The following is a 3,125-nucleotide window of genomic DNA, read 5'->3' on the forward strand; positions in this document are numbered from 1 at the left end:
GGGTGACCCCGTTGCGATGAGAGGGTGGGCAATCCCGACCGCAACAGACATTGCCTTCTCGTTGGGGGTGCTCTCACTTCTCGGAAAGCGTGTTCCAACTTCGCTGAAAGCCTTCCTACTGAGCGTCCTATCTTCGACGACCTCGGGGCAATCGTCGTGATCGCCCTGTTCTACACGGCCGAGCTGTCCTTTCTTTCCCTCGTTATCGCGGCTGTTCTGATACTTGGCCTCGCTTGCCTCAATCGCTTGGGCGTGACGAGGCCCGCCGCCTATTTCCTCATTGGCGTTCCGTTGTGGCTGGCGGTGTTGAAGTCCGGCGTGCATGCGACGCTGGCAGGCGTCGTGTTGGCGATGTTCATCCCGCTGCGCGTGCCGGAAAAATCTCTTTCTTCACACGCACCCGAGTCGCTGCTGCGTCACCTCGAACACACGCTGCATCCGTGGGTGGCCTTTTGCATACTGCCTGTCTTCGCGTTCGCCAACGCAGGCGTTTCGCTCGTGGATCTCTCCATCACTGACATGTTTCATGCTGTTCCGCTTGGCATCGTGACCGGGTTGTTTCTCGGCAATCAGATCGGGGTCTTGGCGATGTGCTGGTTTGCAGTTAGGTTGGGAATCGCGTCGCCTCCGGAAGGAGTCGGCTGGTGGGAACTCTACGGGACGGCGTTATTGTGTGGAATCGGCATCACCATGAGCCTGTTCATCGCATCGCTGGCATTCGAGCAGGGCGGCACAGCCTATCTGGGGCTGGAGCGATTCGGTATTCTGATCGGCTCGTTTGTTTCTGGGTTATTTGGTTATGTCGTGCTTCGCGTTGTCTTGGGCAACCGAGCCAAGGCCACATAACAAAAGCTTGCAGCGGACGTCGCTTCGCGCCCCCGCTCGATCTGAGCGGCTCAAGTCCACAACGGAGCCACGATTGGCATGATCTGGATTTGGGTAATATTCATCGTGTTTATCTTCCTGATGCTGGCGCTGGACCTGGGCGTCTTTCACCGCAAGGCCCAGGTTGTCACTTTCAAGGAGGCCGTGGCCTGGTCGGCGGTGTGGTTCGCCTTGGGGTTGGCTTTCGGCGTCTTCGTGTACTTCGCCTACGATGGCCAGTGGTTCGGCCTTGGCTCCGTGGCAGACCCTGTTGATGGACTGTTCAATGACGGACCGGCGGCGACAGAGAAATACCTGACAGGCTACGTCGTCGAGAAGTCGCTCGGTGTAGACAACATCTTCGTCATCGCTATGATCTTCAGCTTCTTCGGTGTGCCGCCGCTCTACCAACACCGCGTGCTCTTCTGGGGTATCCTGGGCGCTATGCTCATGCGCGGCGTGATGATTGCTCTCGGGACGAAGCTGATCGCAGAGTTTCACTGGATTCTGTATTTCTTCGCCGCCTTCCTAATCCTGACGGCGATCAAAATGATGTTCCTCAAGACGGAGGACCCCGATCTGGACAAGAACATTGTGGTCCGGTTGACGCGCCGCTTGTTCCCTGTTACCGCCAGATTTCACGGCGAGCACTTCATCGTTCGCGCCGGCGCACCCGCGTCGTACGAGAACGAGGTCCCCGGTGCGCCCGCGATGCCGGACGAGGTTGTGGAGAGGGCTCGGCCGGGAACGCTGCTGCTCACGCCTATGGCGCTGGCGCTTGTCATGGTCGAGACAACCGACCTGATCTTCGCGGTCGACTCGATCCCGGCCATCTTTGCCATCACGGGCGACTCCTTTCTGGTCTTCACCAGCAACGTCTTTGCGATTCTCGGTCTCCGGTCACTCTATTTCGCACTGGCGGGAATGGTAAAGAAGTTCCGTTACCTCAAGGTCGCGCTCGCCCTGGTCCTGCTGGTCGTGGGCGTCAAGATGTTGCTTGCCGAATGGCTGAAGCTTGCCCTCGGGAGGCACTTCAACTTGTATTTGTTGATGGCGGTGTTCGTAATCCTTGCAAGCGGGGTGGCCGGTTCGCTACTAGCTGAGCGCCGAAGCACGGCCGCCTGACAACAGGCTGAAGCTGACGGCTGCCCTGCCGAAGGACCGGAGGCCCCGCAGCTTAGCCTGAGCGTTATGCGGCCTTGATCCGTAACCTGATGAAAAACTTATTCAATCAAAAGTGAGGTGAATGATGGCCAAGCAGCGGCATCAAGTGGATCCGGAAACCTGCAAAGGTGACGGTATCTGTGCTGATATCTGCCCAGAAAACGTTCTGGAAATGGTTGACGGCAAAGCGGCTGCGATGGAAGGCCGCCTGGAGGCCTGCATCATGTGCGGGCAGTGTGTGGCTGTTTGCCCCACCGAATCGCTCCAGATGCCGGAGTTACCCACAGAAAATTTTCAGGAACTGGCCAGGGTGCCTTTCGGCTACCGTGAGTTCTTCGATTTCCTTAAATTGCGCCGTAGCGTGCGCGTGTTTAAGGACCAGCCTGTGGAACGGGAACTGACCGGCAAAATCCTGAAAGCCGCCGCCACCGCGCCGATGGGTTTCCCACCTCACTCAACCGAAGTCCTGGTCATCGACCGGCGAGAGGAACTGGAATACCTGCTGAAGGAACTCGTCAAGGAATACACATTTATGGTGAAAGGGTTTTCCAATCCGCTGGGCCGGGTCATGATCCGTCTTTCCGTCGGAGCCGAAAACTATCAAGTCTTGAAAGACTATATCCTGGACGTGGCGAGATACGCCAACGAGGCCTATCACCGCGACGGCTCAGACAAGTACATGTACAACGCACCGATGCTGATGCTGTTTCACGGAAACCGCCGGGCGATTTCCTACGAGGAAAACGCCCACCTGGTCTGCCACCACGCTATGTTGGCGGCTCTCTCGCTTGGTCTGGGCACCACGATCATAGGTCTCATCCCACCGATCGTGGACCGCTCTAAAGTCTTGAGGAAACGCTATAGCATCCCGAAGGAGAACAAGGTGATGACCTCACTTATCCTCGGTCATCCGAAATACAGGTACAAGAAAAGCATCCATCGGGATCTTGCCGGCGTGAAGACCATTTGACCCAGTCGATCCTGATCCAAGGCCGGGTCACAGCAACCGAGACTACTTGGATCAGGATTGACGAACGCCGAGATAAGGGTGTCGAGAGAGCCGCCTAACAACAGGCTGAAGCTGACGGCTGCCCTGC

4 protein-coding genes are annotated in these 3,125 nt (G+C 57.3%); all 4 read left to right on the forward strand.

What is annotated here, in order from left to right; translation table 11 throughout:
* The first annotated feature begins 16 nt into the window (after positions 1 to 16).
* Positions 17 to 160, forward strand: a complete 144-nt coding sequence (locus tag WBB95_RS08425) for a Na+/H+ antiporter NhaA (RefSeq protein WP_424487162.1) — start codon at positions 17 to 19, stop codon at positions 158 to 160.
* Positions 130 to 846: a Na+/H+ antiporter NhaA gene (nhaA, locus tag WBB95_RS08430; protein ID WP_424487163.1), complete on the forward strand. Its 717-nt coding sequence runs from the start codon at positions 130 to 132 to the stop codon at positions 844 to 846. The genes WBB95_RS08425 and nhaA overlap by 31 nt, the downstream gene beginning before the upstream one ends.
* Positions 847 to 924: 78 nt before the next feature.
* Positions 925 to 1,989, forward strand: coding sequence for a TerC/Alx family metal homeostasis membrane protein (locus WBB95_RS08435; protein ID WP_424487160.1), 1,065 nt, complete (start codon positions 925 to 927; stop codon positions 1,987 to 1,989).
* A 121-nt stretch (positions 1,990 to 2,110) separates the two neighbouring features.
* The gene (locus tag WBB95_RS08440; RefSeq protein ID WP_424487161.1) at positions 2,111 to 2,998 is read left to right on the forward strand and encodes a nitroreductase family protein; all 888 of its coding nucleotides are present in this window, start codon (positions 2,111 to 2,113) and stop codon (positions 2,996 to 2,998) included.
* Positions 2,999 to 3,125 lie beyond the last annotated feature (127 nt).

This window comes from Pseudomonas sp. (genome assembly GCF_049645325.1).
Lineage (GTDB): Bacteria > Pseudomonadota > Gammaproteobacteria > Pseudomonadales > Pseudomonadaceae > Aquipseudomonas.

Excerpts from the sequence above, each read along its gene's own strand:
- WBB95_RS08425 (WP_424487162.1), top strand. The coding sequence starts at position 17 with ATGAGAGGGTGGGCAATCCCGACCGCAACAGACATTGCCTTCTCGTTG.
- WBB95_RS08435 (WP_424487160.1), top strand. The coding sequence starts at position 925 with ATGATCTGGATTTGGGTAATATTCATCGTGTTTATCTTCCTGATGCTG.
- WBB95_RS08440 (WP_424487161.1), top strand. The coding sequence starts at position 2,111 with ATGATGGCCAAGCAGCGGCATCAAGTGGATCCGGAAACCTGCAAAGGT.